This window comes from Candidatus Peregrinibacteria bacterium, assembly GCA_016220175.1.
Lineage (GTDB): Bacteria > Patescibacteriota > Gracilibacteria > CAIRYL01 > CAIRYL01 > JACRHZ01.
This window is the reverse complement of record JACRHZ010000024.1, coordinates 1-15,409: the sequence shown is the minus strand read 5'-3', so window position 1 is coordinate 15,409 and position 15,409 is coordinate 1. Positions and strand designations below refer to the sequence as shown.

Annotated in this window: 15 protein-coding genes; 9 read left to right on the top strand and 6 right to left on the bottom strand. The window is 39.1% G+C overall.

Translation table 11 applies throughout. The annotated features are described in order from the left end of the window. The first annotated feature begins 186 nt into the window (after window positions 1–186). The 3 genes from HZA38_02455 (at window position 187) to HZA38_02445 (ending at window position 1,585) form a co-directional block, all read left to right on the top strand. Window positions 187–1,008, top strand: coding sequence for an ATP-binding protein (locus HZA38_02455; protein ID MBI5414354.1), 822 nt, complete (start codon window positions 187–189; stop codon window positions 1,006–1,008). Next, window positions 1,005–1,295, top strand: a complete 291-nt coding sequence (locus HZA38_02450; protein ID MBI5414353.1) for an STAS-like domain-containing protein — start codon at window positions 1,005–1,007, stop codon at window positions 1,293–1,295. The genes HZA38_02455 and HZA38_02450 overlap by 4 nt, the downstream gene beginning before the upstream one ends. Before the next feature lie 68 nt (window positions 1,296–1,363). Beyond that, entirely contained in the window at window positions 1,364–1,585 is a 222-nt protein-coding gene (locus tag HZA38_02445; GenBank protein MBI5414352.1) for an SHOCT domain-containing protein, read from the top strand. A gap of 29 nt (window positions 1,586–1,614) precedes the next feature. Here HZA38_02445 and HZA38_02440 read toward each other — a convergent pair whose 3' ends face one another. Next, complete coding sequence (locus HZA38_02440) at window positions 1,615–2,190, bottom strand: nicotinamide mononucleotide transporter (GenBank protein MBI5414351.1); 576 nt, start codon at window positions 2,188–2,190, stop codon at window positions 1,615–1,617. A 277-nt stretch (window positions 2,191–2,467) separates the two neighbouring features. Here HZA38_02440 and HZA38_02435 point away from each other — a divergent pair, with 277 nt between their 5' ends. Then, window positions 2,468–4,663, top strand: a complete 2,196-nt coding sequence (locus HZA38_02435) for a methionine--tRNA ligase (GenBank protein ID MBI5414350.1) — start codon at window positions 2,468–2,470, stop codon at window positions 4,661–4,663. 43 nt (window positions 4,664–4,706) lie between these two features. Here HZA38_02435 and dnaX read toward each other — a convergent pair whose 3' ends face one another. Further along, window positions 4,707–6,302 (bottom strand): DNA polymerase III subunit gamma/tau, encoded by a 1,596-nt coding sequence (gene dnaX, locus HZA38_02430; protein ID MBI5414349.1) that lies wholly within the window; start codon window positions 6,300–6,302, stop codon window positions 4,707–4,709. Window positions 6,303–6,535: 233 nt separating this feature from the next. Here dnaX and HZA38_02425 point away from each other — a divergent pair, with 233 nt between their 5' ends. The 3 genes from HZA38_02425 to HZA38_02415 are packed head-to-tail and all read left to right on the top strand — an operon-like array spanning window position 6,536 to window position 9,140. Continuing rightward, entirely contained in the window at window positions 6,536–7,132 is a 597-nt protein-coding gene (locus HZA38_02425; protein MBI5414348.1) for a thioredoxin domain-containing protein, read from the top strand. A 34-nt stretch (window positions 7,133–7,166) separates the two neighbouring features. Then, complete coding sequence (gene queD / locus HZA38_02420; GenBank protein MBI5414347.1) at window positions 7,167–7,538, top strand: 6-carboxytetrahydropterin synthase QueD; 372 nt, start codon at window positions 7,167–7,169, stop codon at window positions 7,536–7,538. A gap of 48 nt (window positions 7,539–7,586) precedes the next feature. Continuing rightward, complete coding sequence (locus tag HZA38_02415) at window positions 7,587–9,140, top strand: pyridoxal phosphate-dependent aminotransferase (protein ID MBI5414346.1); 1,554 nt, start codon at window positions 7,587–7,589, stop codon at window positions 9,138–9,140. 49 nt (window positions 9,141–9,189) lie between these two features. On the opposite strand, the gene HZA38_02410 is transcribed toward HZA38_02415, so the two are convergent. After that, complete coding sequence (locus HZA38_02410; protein ID MBI5414345.1) at window positions 9,190–10,389, bottom strand: glycosyltransferase family 4 protein; 1,200 nt, start codon at window positions 10,387–10,389, stop codon at window positions 9,190–9,192. 137 nt (window positions 10,390–10,526) lie between these two features. Between HZA38_02410 and HZA38_02405 the strand changes: the two genes are divergently transcribed. Next, window positions 10,527–11,360, top strand: a complete 834-nt coding sequence (locus HZA38_02405) for an ATP-binding protein (GenBank protein ID MBI5414344.1) — start codon at window positions 10,527–10,529, stop codon at window positions 11,358–11,360. A 22-nt stretch (window positions 11,361–11,382) separates the two neighbouring features. Continuing rightward, entirely contained in the window at window positions 11,383–12,561 is a 1,179-nt protein-coding gene (locus tag HZA38_02400; protein ID MBI5414343.1) for a serine/threonine-protein phosphatase, read from the top strand. 145 nt (window positions 12,562–12,706) lie between these two features. Here the strand turns inward: HZA38_02400 and HZA38_02395 are convergent, their stop codons facing one another. From HZA38_02395 to rplO, 3 genes are all read right to left on the bottom strand, one after another. Beyond that, window positions 12,707–13,267, bottom strand: a complete 561-nt coding sequence (locus HZA38_02395) for a nucleoside monophosphate kinase (protein ID MBI5414342.1) — start codon at window positions 13,265–13,267, stop codon at window positions 12,707–12,709. Between the two features lie 69 nt (window positions 13,268–13,336). Next, window positions 13,337–14,611: a preprotein translocase subunit SecY gene (secY, locus tag HZA38_02390; GenBank protein MBI5414341.1), complete on the bottom strand. Its 1,275-nt coding sequence runs from the start codon at window positions 14,609–14,611 to the stop codon at window positions 13,337–13,339. 125 nt (window positions 14,612–14,736) lie between these two features. Continuing rightward, entirely contained in the window at window positions 14,737–15,183 is a 447-nt protein-coding gene (gene rplO, locus HZA38_02385; protein ID MBI5414340.1) for a 50S ribosomal protein L15, read from the bottom strand. Between the last annotated feature and the right edge of the window lie 226 nt (window positions 15,184–15,409).

Genomic DNA, 15,409 nt, shown 5'->3' with positions numbered 1-15,409 from the left:
TGTATTCATAGGAAACCAGCAAAAAATATGCCAATTATCCCTGAATTTCCCTGAAATCGAAAAATGTTAAAAATCTCAAAACCACAGTCTAAAACAATCACTTTAAGCTATTAACCTTTTCTTAACCGCCCACTACTGATTACATTTCACAAAAAATGGATGTCTTTCCATCCGATGGTATTATCCATGATTGCTGCTCTTGGGAGAGGAATTCCCCCATTGAAAATCCACTGTGAAACACTTGAAGCAAAATCAAAACATTATCTCAAAAGGATGAAGTTATTCGATTTTTTGCGAATACAATCCGGCATGAAAATAACCGAACATGATCCATCGGGTAGATTCATCCCACTGACGCAAATACGCAACTCATCAGAACTAACAGAATTCATTACAGAAGTCACACCGCTTTTACATCTTGATCCTGAGCAGTCTGAACCTCTCCGCTACATAATGAGTGAACTCATTCGAAATGTACTGGAACATGCCGAATCAGAATATGGCGCAATTGTCTCCGCCCAATATTACAAAGAGAGCAACATCGTAAGGATAGGTATTGCCGATACTGGTATCGGTATATGGAAATCAATACGTCGTTCTCATAATCCCAAAAATGATTTAGAAGCAATTCGTTTAGCGTTAATCCCGGGAATTACCGGCACCACCAGCAAGGAGGGTGGCACTGATTGGAACGCAGGAGCCGGTCTATTTTTTATCAAATCTATCGCTTCCGTAAATAATGATTTTTTTGTTATCTACAGCGGTAATGCCATGTACAAGCTCTTGAAAAGAAAACCGAAAAAGATAAAATTACACGCAGATCCATTTGACGATAGGCACTCTAAAAAAAATGACTTACCAAACTGGCAAGGAACCGCAGTTGGAATTGATCTTTCTCTCGACAAAACGCAAGAATTTTCTCTCTTGCTAAAATTGTTCCGTGAAGCCTGGAGTGGAGCCATCAAGGAGAGAAAAAAAGCTCGTTATAAAAAACCACAATTTATATGATCCATATTAAACTATTTCAATACACCGGCTCTTTTGCAGAAAACAAAGATGTTGCGAGAGATATCAGATTGCATAAACTCATTCCTGCGTTAGAAAAAAATAAAGATATTATTCTGGACTTCGAGAATGTGGAGGGCGCAACGCAGTCATTCATTCATGCCCTTATCAGTGATTTGATCAGAAAATACGGTGATGAAGTTTTGGACAAAATTCAATTCAAATCATGCAACGAGACAGTGCAAGGAATCATTTCCATTGTGACGGATTATATGCAAGAAAGTAGCTAATGCAAATATTGATAAGCAGTGATATGATGCTGAATGGATGAGATCCGTTTATTATTTCCCTACCTCGTATGATGAACTTTGGCTTTATGCCTTTTGGCTGGATTTTCATGATCTTATTTTGGGGCTTGCTCATCGCCGCTATTGTTGCTGTAATGAAGTGGCTCTCCGACCAAAATAAAAATGGAGCCAAAAGTGACAAATCTGCTGTAGACATTCTTAAAGAACGATATGCAAAGGGCGAAATTAATAAAAAGGAATTTGAGCAAAAGAAAAAAGATTTGATCGAATAAAGTGCAAGAACTTCTTTATTATTTTGGTCTTAAAAAACTCTCTTTTTATTTTTGGAAAAATTCCGTATTCCTTTGTAGTAAAAATAGAGAGATGCCATTTCGAGAATTCCGAGGAGTACTGCTGGATTCGGATTGATGAAAATCACCAGGATACCTGCAAATGAACTCATGACGATGTAAGAATACCAACCAGCAATTTTTTTACGTGCCAAAAAAACTGTCCCGAGTATTTCTGCGATAACGATAATCGTTTCAAAAATAGGCGCCAATTGAGAGATTCCGGAAAGTACGAATTTTAATATCATAAAAATGGCAACGATTGCCGCGAGAATTTCAAAGAATGCGTCAATATTCGTACGCTCAGTAAACTTCCCCACTTTCCATTTAGAGAAACCGTATATCATCGTGAATACCATCACGATGCTCACCGCCATGAATATAAAGTTTTCATTGTCGAACAAAAATATGACCCAAGCGATCCCTCCAATTATTTTAAAAATCCAGCCAGATATACGCTTCTGAGAAAGCAAGAAATGACCGATGAGATAGCCAAATCCAGCGATAAGTTCTATGAGAGATGTACGGAGAATTTCTTGTAAGAACATATTTTTTGGGTGAATTCGGTTCTTATACCACTTCGCTTTAGAAATATTACCTTTCAATACTGCGAAGCTTTTGGAATAATAATTCAACAGAGAAAGCTTCGTGGCATAATACTGAAATTTAGCATCATTTTAAAAGCGAAGCAGTATTAAAAATTCTTTGGAATTATTTCACAGAATTGGTTTGCGCGTGAAATCTTTTCATACTCCATTTTTCTCATTTTTCTTTTTTGAAAAAACCCTGCATACTCTCCTCTGAAATCTTGTTTCTTCCACCCCTATGACACAAGAAAAACCATTTTACGTAACGACTTCGATCGCATACGTCAACGCTGCTCCTCACCTTGGTTTTGCGATGGAATCTATCGAAGCTGATGTGGTAGCGCGGTGGATGCGCTTTCAAAATCGCGAAACATATTTCCTCACCGGAACTGATGAACACGGCGTAAAAATCGCCAACACTGCAAAAGGTTTGGGGATGACGGAAAAAGAGCTCTGTGACAAAAATTCCGAACGGTATCGGGATTTGAAATCAGCGCTGAGTCTTTCGAACAATGATTTCATCCGAACTTCAGATCAAAAAAAACATTGGCCGGGAACTCACAAACTTTGGAAACTCATGGCGAAAAATGGAGATATTGAAAAAAGGCAGTACTCAGCGCTTTATTGCTATGGATGCGAAGCCTTTATGACGGAAAAAGATCTCGATGAAAAAGGAGAATGTCCGAATCACAAGAGAAAGCCGGAGATGATTTCTGAGGAAAATTATTTTTTTACACTTTCTAAATATTCACAGAAAATTGCCGATTTGATCGAATCAAACACTCTGGAAATTATTCCCGAATTCCGAAAAACTGAAATTCTGAATCTTGCGAAATCAGGACTTTTCGATGTTTCCTTTTCACGCCCTACAGAAAAGCTTCCTTGGGGAGTTTCTGTTCCGGGTGATCCATCGCAAACCATGTATGTCTGGTGTGACGCACTGACAAACTACATTTCTGCACTTGGATATGGAGGTGATGAAAAACTCTTTTTAAAATTTTGGAATGATGGAGAAGTACTGCATATTATTGGGAAAGATATTTTGCGATTTCATGCGGGAATATGGATTGGAATGCTGCTTTCTGCTGGAGTTAAAATTCCTGATAAGATCCTTGTTCATGGCTTTCTCACAAGCGAAGGACAGAAAATGTCAAAAAGTATTGGGAATGTGGTAGATCCATTTTCGGAAGTGGAGAAATACGGTGCTGATGCCCTGAGGTATTTCCTCATCCGGGAAGTTCCTCTTGGTCGGGATGCAGATTTCTCTCGAAAAAGATTTGATGAAATCTACCAATCTGGACTTGCAAATGGTCTTGGGAATTTGTCTTCTCGAATCTATACGCTCTGCTCCAGAAATCGCGTCTTTACTCTCCCCGATGAATTATTTGAGGATTTTGCAGGACTCTTAGTCGCAGCCGAAGCCGGTCTTTATAATGCCATGTCGAAATTTTCACTCCATGAAGGTCTGGGAAGTATTTTTTATGTCGTAGACGCTTTAGATAAACTTATGGACGAACTGAAGCCATGGCTGCTGATTACTGAAAATCCCGAACACGCACGAAAAGTGCTCGCCAATTTCCTCGTTACTATTGTGTGGGTTGCACGAAATCTCGAACCATTTTTGCCAGAAACATCAGAAAAGATGAAGCAGATGTTTGGGAACGGAGAAGGAATATTTGGAGAAGGAATGATGCTTTTTCCGAGAATTGAAAAGCTTGAGGAACAGACTTTGTTCTCTCTCCCGAAGGAACAATCTTCTCAAAAGAAAAACCGTTTTTTAGATTTCAAATTTACGATTTCCAGAGCAGCAGAAAAACTCGGAATTCAAGCAGAATATATAATTCTTGAGAATATTCACGTAAAAAAATCTTCAAGAACGCTTCAAAAAGCTATGAAGCAAACTGTAGAGGAATGGAGAGAAAGTGGAGGAAGAAATAACAAACAATGGAAAATGATAATTGATGAACAGAATGCAATTAAAGAAAAATGTGGAGTGTCTCCTGAAAAGTTTCCATCAGGTCCCGTGTTCCTCGCTTCACTTGTGGAAAAAAATGGAAAATTGCCCAGTATTAACACTATTGTGGATATTTATAACATCATTTCTTTGAAGAAAGGTCTCTCTGCAGGAGCACATGATCTTGAGTTTTTTCCAAAAAAAAGTGCGAAAATTGACATTACGACAGGCGAAGAGGAATTTATTCCTTTAAATACGGATACAGCTCAAAAAATACAGAAGGGAGAATATGCTTTTTTCTGTGATGACAAAAAAATTGCTTGTAGACTCGACAGTCTTCAATGTGATAGCACAAAAACTACCGAAAAAACGAGAGATGTTCTCGTGTATTTTCAAGCTCCCAAAAACTGTTCTTCAGAGCTTCTCTCTGAGGCAAAAACTGAATTCTTAGAAATGGTAGAGCAATTTGTGCGAGAATAATATCTATCTTTTTCAATTCACATTTCACCGCTTTCAAAGTTGATTATTCCCCTTTTTCCACCTTTTTCGCTTTTCCTCCCATAATTTCCTGAAATGCTTCGAGTGGATTCCATTCTTCCTCTTTCTGTTTTTTACTGGACTCTACAACAGTTGGTTCTAATTGAACGCCGGTAACAACGGATTCAATTTCGATTTTTCGAGAAAAAACTTCTTCAAATGCAGCAAGAAATTCCTGCATGTTTTGTGTTTTTTCGACTTGGTCTTTCCAGGTAGATGCCGGAAATCTGAGGGTAAGGGTATTTCCCTGAATCGCACTAATTTCAGCATTTCTGAGGGCCATTCGAAGAAGTGCTCCTGAGAGTTTTTCTAAAATTTGTGGCCACGCCTGTTTTATATTTTCAAGAGTAAGTTCTGGAGCAAGAAATGCTGCTGTTTTCTTCTTTGGGAGATCCTTGTTTTCTCCGCCCTTCACCTCATCAAGAACCGTCAGTTTTTCCACCTGAGTCTGAATTGAATTTTTTTGTTCTGGCTTTTTCAGAGGCTCTGGAATTTCTGGTTTCTTTTCTCCTCCTCCAAAAATACCGAAAATACCGCTGCTCCGAGATACATCTTTTCGTTCTCCTTCTCCACCAAATTTTGTCGCACAGACAACGGCTACTTCAAGAGGAAGTTGAGGAATAACAGCAAATTTCATGTTTCTTTGGGCTTCGTCGAAAATATCGATCTCCCGCAGGATTTCTTGAAGTCCCTCATTTCTTTCGACTGCCTCTAATAATTTTTTTCTGAGAAATAACAAAAAATTTCGGGTAAATTCGGTAAGAGAAAATCCTTCACTCCCAATTTTATCGAGAATTTTCAGAGCAGATTCGGTTGTTTTTTGAAAAATTGCAATAAAAAATTCTTCGACGAGAGTATCTGGAACAAGTCCCATCTGTGATCTCAAAGACTCGGCATGCACTTCTCCAGAGGAGGCGTATTGTTCAAAAAGAGAAATAGCATCTCTGAGACCTCCTCCTGATTGCATTGCAAAAATCTCAAGGGATTCTTCGTCAAATTGAATATTTTCTTTAAGCCCAATTTGGCGTAATCGCACCATGATGTCGTCTTTGACAATGCGCCGAAATGCAAAATGCTGACAACGACTCTGAATGGTCTCTGGAACTTTATGGATCTCAGTTGTCGCAAGAATAAAATAGACGAAACTCGGAGGTTCTTCTAATGTTTTGAGAAGAGCATTAAAGGCTCCCAAAGAAAGCATATGGACTTCATCGATGATATACACTTTTGCCTTCCCTGAGGTCGGGGAAAATCCGATTTTATCCCGAAGATCGCGAATATGATCAACTCCTGTATTTGATGCCGCATCAATCTCAATGAGATCAACAAATCTCGCCGTGTTGATTTCCTCACAGTTGGAACACGAATTACAGGGCTCTCCTTCACGAGTAGGACGCAGGCAATTGAGCGCTTTTCCAAAAATTCGGGCAGTAGAAGTTTTTCCTGTCCCTCGAGGACCTGAAAAAATGTATGCATGAGCGGGTTTTTCTTTCTGAAGAGTGGAAAGAAGAATCTTTCGAATGTGATCCTGCCCAACAAGGTCAGAAAAAATTACCGGACGATATTTTCGATACCAAGACATAAAGTCAATTTTAAATTCTAAATTTTAAATTTCTAAATAATTTTTAAACCTCAATTTTTAAACGAAAAATACTCAAACTGATCAAACCGATAGAATATTTTTAAAAATTAGAAATTAGAATTTATTTTAAAATTTAAAATTCAAAATTTAAAATTATACTCGGATTATCCCAAAATACTTGCGAAATGAAAAGGATTTCGGGCAAGATATACGGGCATTTTTATTATAACGCCATGAAAAAATATCTTTGGATCGTTGCCCTTTTCTTTTTGGGAACGCTTTCTTCGTGCGGAGGCACAGCGAGCAATTTCCCAATTCCTGAAGATAAAGTCCTTCTTGAGGACTTCTCGGATATAGAATGTCCATATTGTGCTCAGTTTCACCCTATTGTCGACAAAATACGGAAAGACTTCCCCGATGATGTTGTTGTTCGTTTCGTGCATTTCCCCCTCGATCAACACAAAAATGCCTTTCATGCCGCTGAAGCTGCCGAATGCGCTCGGGATCAAGGAGAAGAGAAATTTTGGGACTTTCTCAGAGAACAGTATAAACGCCAAACATCGCTTGGAGATTCTACATATTTAGAAATAGCGAGTGAAATGGGAATGGAAAAGTCGGAATTTGAAGCATGTCTTTCTTCCGGAAGTAAAGCCGACATAATTCGTCAAAACATTCGTGAGGGTGTTCAAAGAGGCGTACGCGGAACCCCAACGGCATTCCTTGATAAAACCCAAATTGATGATAAGAGATTTGAAGCCATTGTCAAAAAAATTCAAAGTCTGCTCAAGGAAAAACTGTCAACCCTAAAAGAAGGCTCTCCTGCATTGTAATTATTTGCAAAATCTCTCTTTTCTCCTATGTTTTATGTTTTTAGTGACAAAAGAATTTACTTTTGATGCAGCTCATTACCTTCCCAAGTATCATGGAAAGTGTGAAAATCTCCATGGTCATACGTATAAACTTCAGGTAAGCGTTCGCGGAGATACGCTTCAAGACGGACTCGCATTTGACTTTGTAAAACTCAAAGAGATTGTTCAAAAAGAAATTGTCGACGTGTGCGATCACAAACTCCTCAATGATTTTATCGAGAATCCTTCTGCTGAAAATATGTGTGTATACATTTGGGAGAAGCTTTCCGAAAAATCTCTTCTGGGAGAAAGACTTTTTGAGCTGAAGCTCTGGGAGACTCCAACGTCTTTGGTGACATATTCCGCACCAAAAACACAAAATTTTTAATTTTGTGTTCGTTCTTATTTATACTTTTCGCATATTTTTACGAGTACTATGGCTTCCTCCGTCAATACTCCATTGGGTTTTGACATTGAAAAGACTCCTCCGTTCCTCGCATTTCGTATCCTTCGCAATCGAGCAATCGAGTACTGCGGAGAGTCGAATGTTCTTGACCTCTCTCAAGGAGAGCCGGGATATGGATTTGCTCCGAATGTACGATCGCGAGAGTTTTATGCTTTTTTGCTGCTGCTTGATGTTGAATTTAATAACAATGAAACTGAGGCGCATTTTGCAAATTTACCTGAAAAAGATTTGCCCAGAATTTTGGGCCGAATTCAAAAGGTCGCTCACGAAAATTATATTCCTGAAAAAGCTGAGAAAGTTCTTCGCGATTTTGGTATTTTCGTTGACACACTCCTCAAAGTTACAAAAGAGCAAAAAATGAAATTTGAAAAATTTGATATCCTTTATGATATTTTAAAGTACGCAATTCCATCGGGAGGAAGATATCCAAATCCATGGGGAGAACCTCTTGTTCGCGCTGCTACAGCAAATGCATATCGTCATCTTCTCGGAATCGATGTAGAAAATGATGATATTATGCTTATTAGCGGAGCTTCTCATGGGATTGGAACCGTTTTTAAGTCTCTCGGCGAAGAGGGAATCGGATTTCTGCAAAAAGGTGATCTGATGCTCATTACTTCGCCCGTGTATGCCCCGTACAACAAAATTATAGAGGACAGAGGAATTAAAGTGTTTTCCCTCTCTGTAGATCCAGAAACAGGAAAAGTTGCCCCTAAGAGTCTCGAGGAACTTAGTCACGTTTCTGAACGAATAAAGGCAATGGTTCTCATCAATCCTAATAACCCGACCGGGTTTCCTTATGGGGATGATCTCCTCTCTGCAATTGGAAAAGCTGCAGAAAAACATAATTCTCTCATTATTACTGATGAAGTCTACCTTCAGTTTTTTGATCAGGCGAAAAGCATTCTTTCACTTCCCTCTACAAGAAAACGAACAATCTATATTTCTTCTATTTCTAAAACAGAACGCGCAACCGGTATCAGGTTTGGAGTATTCCTCCTCCTCAAAGAAGCTCGAGAATACATTTCTCAGAATATTCTTGGGAAAGATGTTTTGAGAGAGTTCCAGGACATTCAATGGCTTCTTTATATGGCGAAATCTCCGGGAGGAAAGACACTTGGGGCATTTCAACATATTACGGGAATCCCAGGACCATCGCAGATCCTTGGTCTTTGTCACATCATTCTTGGCGGCGAAGAGCGAAAAAAATACTTTGCTGACCTCCGAAAAAAAGTCAAAATTTTTTATGAAACTCTCGGGATGAAACACCAGGGAAATTGTTATTACGGAATGTTTGATATGAAAAATTTGGAGAGTCCTGAAAAATCGAAATTGTCCGTGGAACAAAAATATGCAGAAATTGCTGAACGTGGAGTTGTGCTCATGCCAGGAAATCTCTTTTTCTCCGAAGAAGATCGTGCAAAAAAAGATTGTACGTCGTATTTTCGGGTTTCACTCCCAAATCTCAGCTTTGAAAATACAAAAAAAGCCGCAGAAATACTTCGCAAATACTTGAGCGAATAAAAGATCATGAGAAGTTCTATCCACTTCTCGAGCGACATCATATTGACAACTAATTCCTGACAACTGACTGCTGACTCCTGGCTTCTTCAAAAATGTGCATGAGTTTTCTCCCTACAGTTTTCCAAGAAAAATTCTCAAGATGGGATCGGCGAAGCGCTTTTTGAGAAAGTTCTTTTTGTGCATTTCGATTGCAGTAGATGGTTTCTATCGCACGGGAAATTTCCGTAACGGAAGAAGGATCAAAAGAAAGAGCAGCATCCCCATAGACTTCAGGAAGAGAAGATGCATTTGAGGAGAGAATAGGAGTCCCGCAGGCCATTGCCTCGAGAACGGGAAGACCAAATCCTTCAAAAAACGAAGGCATAATGAATGCCTTTGCTGCAGAATAAAGAACTGACTTATCCTCCTCGTCTATAAAACCAGAAAAAATAAGAGAAGATGATTTCTGAAGATGAATTTTAGAAAATATACGAGGATTTTCTTTTCCTGCGATCACAAGTGCACAATTTTTTACATCACATCGCCTCTGAAAACGCAAAAAAGCTTCTACAAGATTCGCTAAATTTTTTCGTGGTTCTAAAGTGGAAAGTGAAAGAAAAAAATTATGTGGGAGATGATATTTCTTTCGAACAATATCAAGCTCAATGGGATCGGAAATCGGATGAAGATACTCGGAAACCCCAGCTCCAATGACGGTAATTTTTTCTCCGGGAATATGGAAACATTTTTGAATGTCGTCTTTTGTGAAATGTGATGGAGTACAAATTCGGTAAGATTCATTCATCTCTTTCTTCAGCCGGAGAAATTTATGCCAGATTCGGGTTTTCAATGAAAAAGTGCGCGCAAAGTGCAAAGGACTGAGGTCATGGACGAGAATAACCTTGGCAACTTTTGGGGAAGAAGGAGCGGGGCGCGGATCTGGGATAAAAACGACATCAAAGGATTCTGATGAAGAAATTTTTTCTTTTTTCCTGGCTTCTTTTTGTACGAGTCGATCAATATATGGTCTTCGGAAAAGCGCAGAAGATATGAGGAGAATCCTGTTTGAAAAAGAAGTGTGAATTCGAATGCTATTTGGAAAAGAAAATTCGGGGAAATCTGGTGGAAGTGGGCTCTCTGAATTCGTCCATAAAAAAAATTGATCATTCGGGAACGATGTACAGAGAATATTTGTGATATGCCGAACGTAGATTTCCACTCCGGAAATATTTCCGCTTTGAAGCGCCCGAAGATCAATAAGAACTTTCATTCGTTCTCAAAAAGTGTCCCTATCCTTTCAGAAAAACACAGAAAACTAAAGGGAATTCGATTTCTCAGTGTTTTCTTGATGAAATCGCGGTATTTTGATATAATGGTGAGAAGTTTATCGCCTTTTTAAAAGGCTTTATGAAAACCTATACTCTCACTATTCCGGCCGATCTCAGTCTTTCTTCTTCCGTCCGTGAAATATCGGTCAGAATTTTTGAAGAGGTCGGATTCGAAAGTGGTGACATTTTTCGGTTAAAACTCGTCCTCGATGAACTCTATATGAATGCCGTAAAATATGGTTCTGTTCAGGAATCCACGCTCCACATCACTTATGAAGTAGAAGATCGAACGCTCAGAGTAAAAATTGAAGACGAAGGAGGAGAAAAAAAAGTTTCTGCGGAAGAGTTGAAAAAAATTATGGAATATCAAAGAGCAAATACAGATCCATCAAAGTCTTCAGGAAGAGGTCTCGCACAAATTACTGATGGCTGGGCGGATACATTTAAAGTTTGGGATGGAAAACGTGGAGGACTTTGTATTGCTTTTAGCAAAAAAATTCTTTCTGCCTCGGAGAAAAAAAATTCCAGAAAGAAAAATGCTTCAGAAGCTCCTCAGGCATCACTCGACATTCCGTTGAATATTCCTCTGAAAACAATTGCGATTATGGGCGAAGTAGATCGAGTCACCCTTGAAGAAAAATCTGCTCCTGTAAATGCATATATATCCCAAGTATCAACACCTCAAATTCTCGTGCTGAGTCTTGGAGACATGACGTTCTGTAATTCTTCTTTCCTTGCCAAACTCGCTTCGTGGAAACAAGGAATGAAGGCAAAAAAAGGTGATCTTGTTCTGGAAAATGTACGTCCTGAAATTTGGGAAATTTTTGAACTCGTGGGACTCTTAAAAGTTATTTTTGCCACAAAAACAAAATTTTCAGAAACTGGGAACTTCCAAAAAACGGAGAAGGAATAACTTCTTTTGATGAAATATTGCCATGACGTACCGAAGTATAACATTTAAATTTCTGGCTCTCCTGCTTCTGGTCTCTATTCTCTACGGAGGGAGCGCGCTTATTTTGTACACACATGGCAAAACTGTCCCATTCCACTTTTTTTATCTGGGACTTCTTGCTTCTATGCTCAGTATTTTTGGCGCATTTCTTGTTTTCTTTTCAGCGCCGCTATTTCGAATTGTTCAACAGATTAAATTTCTGCTTACGGGGAAAAAATATCGGAGGATAGAGCCGAGCGCTAACGATGAAATTGGAATTATTACTCATTTTTTTAATAAAATAACCCTGAGTCTCGAGAGTATTTCTGGAGACATCATCGAGAAAAAACGTCTTACCTCAGAAATTGATGTCGCCAAAAAAATTCAGAATGATATTCTTCCAAAAAAAGCTCCAGCGATCATCGGGCTTGATATTGTAGCGAGATCTCGACCGGCAGCGGAGGTAGGAGGAGATTCTTTCGATTTTGTACAACAGGAAAATCACACCATGATTTATATCGGAGATGTTACCGGACATGGAGTCCCAGCAGGAATCGTGATGATGATGGTAAATACGCTTATTCACGCTTTCGCGAAACACAACATGTATCCGTATGAAATTCTTACTCGAGTGAATTCGATCCTCTTCAGTAAAGTTTCCGCAGAACAATTCATGAGTCTTGTGATGCTGCGTTGGGATGAAAATAAACAAAAAATGTACTTCATTGGAGCGGGACACGAATATGTTTTGGTATACCGCGCCGCAGACAAGAAGGTAGAAAGGATTCCCTCAGGAGGAATTGCGCTCCGAATGGCTCATGATATTGAAAATTTTATTGAAGAAAAGTATCTTCATCTCGATGATAATGATGTGGTGCTCCTCTATACCGACGGAATCACAGAGGGAAGAAATCCCGTAGGAGAAATGTTCACGATTGAAAAATTAGAAAAAGCTTTTCAGGCGAATGGATTTCGATCATCCGCAGAAAAAATATTTGATGCTATTACGAGTGAATTCAGCGATTTTATTGGAGAATATGTTCAACAAGAAGATGACATTACGATGATCGTCATGAAGAAACTTCCCGCGGAAGAAAAATCAAAAAAACAAATCAAGCTCACTATCGGAGGACTTCAAAACGCGAGTTACGTCAAAAGAGGAAAGCGATGGGACTGGGAATAGCTTAAAACTCAGAATTTCCAATTTTGAAATTTAAAATTTCTAAGTAAATTCTAATTTTTAAAAATGCTATGTAAATTTGAATATTTTTTGTTTAGAAATTAAGACTTGAAAATTATTTAGAAATTTCAAAATTTAAAATTAAAAATTATCCACCCTCTTCTTCAATAATTTCCGAAACTTCCGAAAAGACAGTCGTAACTTCCTGCAAACCATTGGTGCGAAAAAGAATTCCAGCTGATTCATATTTTTCTATCACGGGAAGAGTTTCTTTTCTGTAATTTTCAATCCGTCTTCGAATTGCCGCCTCATTATCATCGCTTCTCGCACGCAGAAGAAGCCTTTTTGTTGCTTCTTCCTCATCAACTTCTAAAAATATTCCCAGAATTTTCCGCTCGTGTTTTTCGAGAAGAGCATCGAGTGTTGCTTTTTGTGGAAGACTTCGAGGAATTCCATCAAACAAAACAGGGCGGGAAAGATCGGTATTATTTAAAAAGTGATCTCCTATTTCCATTACGATCTCGTTCGGCACAAGATCTCCCCTTTGAACAATGTCTTTCACTTTTCTCCCGAGTTCTGAATTTTCTTCAGTAAGTTTTCTGAGTTCGGCTCCCGTTTCAAAAATTTGGTAACCGTATTTTTCTGCAAGAAGTTTTCCCTGCGTTCCCTTCCCCGAACCTTGCATTCCGAAGAGAATCAGATCTTTCATGTTTCGATAAATAAGAATTTTCCGCCAAAGGCGGATCAGCCTCTGGCTGAAAAATCTAAAATTTAGAATTTACACGAGCTTTTCATAGTCATGCATGACGAGTTCAGAGTTAATTCTCCGAATGAGATCAAGAACAACTCCGACGATAATAATAAGTCCCGATCCTGATAAGATAAGATCGCTCCTCGAAAGGTCGGAAAACATGGTAAATATGATGGGAATAATTGCCACAAGAGCGAGGAAAATGCCACCCCACAAATTGAGTCGAACTGAAACCCTTCCAATATAGTTTGAGGTCTCCTTTCCGGGTCTATGTCCTGGAATAAATCCACCTCTCTTTTGGATGTCTTCAGCAATTTTTTCCGGATTGAAAGTAACTGATACGTAGAAAAATGAGAAAAACACAATGAGGAGAGCGTAGACGATCAAATAGAACGTAGTGGGATTTGAGGAATTAAAATGACGCGAAAGAAAATCTGTTACCGGTCCAGTGCTTCCCAAAAACTGAGAAACAACGCCTGGAAACGATATGAGAGAAATGGCGAAGATAATGGGAATCATTCCCGCCTGAAGAACACGAATTGGGAGTGAAGAAGCGCTGTGCTGGACATTTCGTGAGGCGTAAGTAATTGGAATCCGACGCTGCCCTTCTGTCACGAGAACGACTATGATAAGCATGATAAAGGTGAGGATAATGAGCAGAGCGAATGAAGGAATTTTTGCGCTTTCTCCTGCATCGATACCAGCAATAATATTTCCAAAAACACCAGGAATTGAAGACACGATTCCTGTTGTGATAATGAGGGAAATTCCATTCCCAATTCCTTTTTCTGAAATAAGCTCTCCAATCCACATAAGGAGAATCGTCCCGGCAGTAGTAATGAACATAGCCGGAATTACAGCGGTGTAGTCATATGGATTAATTACCTGTGCACCTTGCACAGACTTGGCAATGAGGAAAATCACGCCGTAACTCTGAAGAAAAGCAAATGGAAATGTCAGCCATCTCGTATAACTGTTAATTTTTCTTCTTCCTTGCTCTCCTTCTTTAGAAAGAGCTTCCAGCTTCGGAAAAACAACAGTCATGAGTTGGACTATAATGGAGGCATTGATATATGGAGAGAGCCCCATGAGAATAATGGAGAAGTTTTGGAGAGATCCTCCCGTAAGCGCGGAAAAAACGCCAAGAGCACCCGTACTAATTTCTTTGAGACTCTGAAAATTTATGTTCTGAAGCGGAATTGGAATATGCGCAAGTATTCGATAAAATATGAGCATAACTACCGTATAAATGATCTTTTTGCGAAGGTCTTTTGAATTCCAAATCTGAGCGAAATAGTTCATATGGCAAGAGAGAAATAACGAGGAAGAAACGAGATGAGAGGAGTGCAATCGTGAAACGAAATCGAAAGATATTGCAATGTTTCAAGTGGCATTATTTCACAAAATTCTGAGAGATGCTGACTCTTTTAAGGCACAGAAATAGTTCCTCCGGCCTTCTCAATTTTGGCTTTTGCCGCTTTTGAAACGAGAACTTTTTCGAAAGAAAGCTTCTTTGTGATTTCTCCTCGCCCAAGAATTTTTACAAGTTTTATATTTCTTCGAACAAGCCTTTTTTCTATAAGTGTTTCCGGAGTAATCGTTGTGCTGTTTTCAAATTTTTCCTCTATGGCATCAAGATTGACCGGTGCATACTCTTTTCGCGTTGGATTTGTAAACCCACGAAGTTTTGGCATTTTCTTGAGGAATGACGACTGTCCGCCCTCAAATCCGAGTCTTACTCCTCCGCCCGTTCGAGAATTCTGTCCTTTGCATCCACGTCCTGAAAAACTTCCGTGTCCAGAAGCATCTCCGCGACCGCGGATATTTTTTTTCTTTTTTGAGCCTTTTGCTGGCTGAAGATCATGAAGTTTCATAAGTAGGGGTCGACAAAAATAGGTCTGGCAAAAAATCTCGACTATTGTAGTCGAGAAGGAGCTGCTTCGCAAGAAGAAAATCTCATTACGTACATTCTAAAATTATAAGCACCACCCTAGAGATAAAATAAGTTTATATTTTATTTCTAGACATGAAACAAGTTCGCAAGCCAATCAGCTTCAAAGAGCGAGAGGAAATAGAGAGGATGTTAGAAAAGAAAAAGTC

Coding starts and splice junctions, on each gene's coding strand:
- queD (MBI5414347.1), top strand. CDS start 7,167: ATGTTTTTAGTGACAAAAGAATTTACTTTTGATGCAGCTCATTACCTT.
- HZA38_02405 (MBI5414344.1), top strand. CDS start 10,527: ATGAAAACCTATACTCTCACTATTCCGGCCGATCTCAGTCTTTCTTCT.
- HZA38_02445 (MBI5414352.1), top strand. CDS start 1,364: ATGATGAACTTTGGCTTTATGCCTTTTGGCTGGATTTTCATGATCTTA.
- HZA38_02440 (MBI5414351.1), bottom strand. CDS start 2,190: ATGTTCTTACAAGAAATTCTCCGTACATCTCTCATAGAACTTATCGCT.
- HZA38_02410 (MBI5414345.1), bottom strand. CDS start 10,389: ATGAAAGTTCTTATTGATCTTCGGGCGCTTCAAAGCGGAAATATTTCC.
- HZA38_02455 (MBI5414354.1), top strand. CDS start 187: ATGATTGCTGCTCTTGGGAGAGGAATTCCCCCATTGAAAATCCACTGT.
- HZA38_02425 (MBI5414348.1), top strand. CDS start 6,536: ATGAAAAAATATCTTTGGATCGTTGCCCTTTTCTTTTTGGGAACGCTT.
- HZA38_02395 (MBI5414342.1), bottom strand. CDS start 13,267: ATGAAAGATCTGATTCTCTTCGGAATGCAAGGTTCGGGGAAGGGAACG.
- dnaX (MBI5414349.1), bottom strand. CDS start 6,302: ATGTCTTGGTATCGAAAATATCGTCCGGTAATTTTTTCTGACCTTGTT.
- HZA38_02400 (MBI5414343.1), top strand. CDS start 11,383: ATGACGTACCGAAGTATAACATTTAAATTTCTGGCTCTCCTGCTTCTG.
- secY (MBI5414341.1), bottom strand. CDS start 14,611: ATGAACTATTTCGCTCAGATTTGGAATTCAAAAGACCTTCGCAAAAAG.
- HZA38_02415 (MBI5414346.1), top strand. CDS start 7,587: ATGGCTTCCTCCGTCAATACTCCATTGGGTTTTGACATTGAAAAGACT.
- rplO (MBI5414340.1), bottom strand. CDS start 15,183: ATGAAACTTCATGATCTTCAGCCAGCAAAAGGCTCAAAAAAGAAAAAA.
- HZA38_02450 (MBI5414353.1), top strand. CDS start 1,005: ATGATCCATATTAAACTATTTCAATACACCGGCTCTTTTGCAGAAAAC.
- HZA38_02435 (MBI5414350.1), top strand. CDS start 2,468: ATGACACAAGAAAAACCATTTTACGTAACGACTTCGATCGCATACGTC.